Annotated in this window: 3 protein-coding genes; 1 reads left to right on the forward strand and 2 read right to left on the reverse strand. The window is 75.1% G+C overall.

What is annotated here, in order from left to right:
• A partial coding sequence (locus ABZ914_RS50765) for an ATP-binding cassette domain-containing protein (protein WP_500201737.1) occupies window positions 1-348 on the reverse strand: 348 nt, incomplete at its 3' end.
• On the reverse strand, window positions 345-953 hold the full coding sequence (locus ABZ914_RS50770) for a PadR family transcriptional regulator (RefSeq protein WP_500201738.1): 609 nt from the start codon (window positions 951-953) through the stop codon (window positions 345-347). The genes ABZ914_RS50765 and ABZ914_RS50770, both read right to left, overlap by 4 nt.
• A 138-nt stretch (window positions 954-1,091) precedes the next feature.
• Here ABZ914_RS50770 and ABZ914_RS50775 point away from each other — a divergent pair, with 138 nt between their 5' ends.
• Window positions 1,092-1,904 (forward strand): hypothetical protein, encoded by an 813-nt coding sequence (locus ABZ914_RS50775; RefSeq protein WP_500201739.1) that lies wholly within the window; start codon window positions 1,092-1,094, stop codon window positions 1,902-1,904.
• The last annotated feature ends 7 nt before the right edge of the window (window positions 1,905-1,911 follow it).

Consider the following 1,911-nt stretch of genomic DNA (forward strand, 5'->3'; position numbering starts at 1 on the left):
GCGGGCGCCGTCGCGCTCGCGCGGCAGCATCACGTTCTCCACCGCGGTGAGCGCGGGGATCAGGTTGAGGTCTTGGAAGACGTAGCCGACGGCGCGGCGCCGCAGCGCCGCCCGCGCGGCCGGCCCGAGCGCGCCGAGGTCGGCGCCCGCGACGGCGACCCGGCCGGAGGTCGGAGCGTCCAGCCCGCCGGCGAGCGTCAGCAGCGTCGACTTGCCGGAGCCGGACGGGCCCATCACCGCGACGAACTCGCCCTCCGCGACGTCGAGGCTCACGTCCCGCAGGGCGTGCACGAGCCCGGCGCCCGTCCCGTGGTCGCGGGACACGTCCCGCATCGCCAGCACGCTCACCGGCTCGTCTCCTCGATCGGCGCGTCCTGCGGCGCGGCGGCGGGCGGGCCCGCGGACGGGCTCGCGGACGGGGCGGCGGGGGCGGTCCGGACGACGAACGCCTCGCAGTGGTCCAGCCACCGGACCTCGGCCTCCGCCTGGAAGATCATCGACTCCAGGACGAGCCGCCAGGCGCGGTCGCCCCGGTCGGACGGGTCGGCGGGCGCGGCGGCCTTCACCCGGGTGAGGTCCTGGAGGGTGCGCAGGGTGGCGGTGCGCTGCGCCTGGACGACCTGGCGGACGTCGACGCCGGGCGCGGTGACGGCCATCGCCAGCTTGATCGCCAGCTCGTCGCGGGGCCGGTCGGCGCGGGCCACCGGGGTGGCGAACCACTCCCGCACGTCGGCCTCGCCCGCCGGGGTGATCCGGTAGACGAACCGCCCCTCGTCGTCGGCCCCGACGCGGGTGACCAGTTCGTCGCGTTCGAGCCGGGACAGCGTGGAGTACACCTGCCCGATGTTGAGCGGCCAGGACGATCCGGTGGACGCCTCGAACTCGGCGCGCAGCTGGTAGCCGTAGCGGGGCCCCTGGGACAGCAGTGCCAGCAGGCCGTGTCGTATGGACATGAACACTGAGTATGCATACGCGGTATCCCTTGCGCAATACCGCGTATGCATCCCGAAGGACACGCTACCGGAATTTCACTGTGCGCGACCATCTCACGCCTTACCGTGACCATGTCCCCGGACGATCAGGAGAGAAGCGTGACCTCCGACAGCACGATCAGCGTCCTGCGCGACGTCCTGCGCGTGTACGACCACCGGTACCTCGACCTCGACCGCCGGCAGCGGGAGCGGCTCGTCGACGGCACCCGCCGGGTCATCGGCGACGAGGGCCTCAGCGACGCGGCCCGCGCCGCGCTGCCCGCCGCCGACCGGCTGCGCGCGTTCTGCATCCAGTACGGCCTGCGCGAGGAGCTGGAGCGGCTGATCCGCGACGAGGTGGAGGGCAGCCCCGCGGGCGCCGTCGTGGTCGGCGGCCGGATCTACGCGATGTACCCCTACCTGCGCGGCGTCCCCCGGCAGGACGCCGACATCACCACCGAGGTCGGCGTCGAGCACCGCCTCGACGCGGTGTGCTGGCAGGGCCGGCGGGTGCGGATCCGCGGCACCGCCGTGCTCGAACGGGTCGAGACGAACCGCACGGCCGTGGACGTCATCCTGCGCGAGCGGACCACCGGCAAGGAGCACGTCTTCCCCGCCGGCCCGCGCTCCGCGCCGGACACCGGCACCGGCGGGTTCGAGGCGTTCGCCGACCCGTCCGGCGTCGCGCCCGGCCGCTGGGACGTGCACGTCGCCGCGACCGCGCACGGCGTGACCCGCGAGGCCCGCTTCGGCTCCCGCCGCGCGGACGGCCTGAAGACCGCGCCGCAGCGGCGCCCCGTCGGCGCGCACCACGTCTCGGTGTACTTCACCAAGGGCGGCCACCTGGCGCTGGTGGTCCGCGAGGACGCCGGCGCCACGTCCCTGCGCGCCCGCATCCGCCGCCGCCTCTCCCGCGCCTCCGCGCCCCGCTGAAGCGCGC

Origin of the sequence: Spirillospora sp. NPDC046719 (assembly GCF_040645715.1) — a bacterium.
Taxonomy (GTDB): domain Bacteria; phylum Actinomycetota; class Actinomycetes; order Streptosporangiales; family Streptosporangiaceae; genus Spirillospora.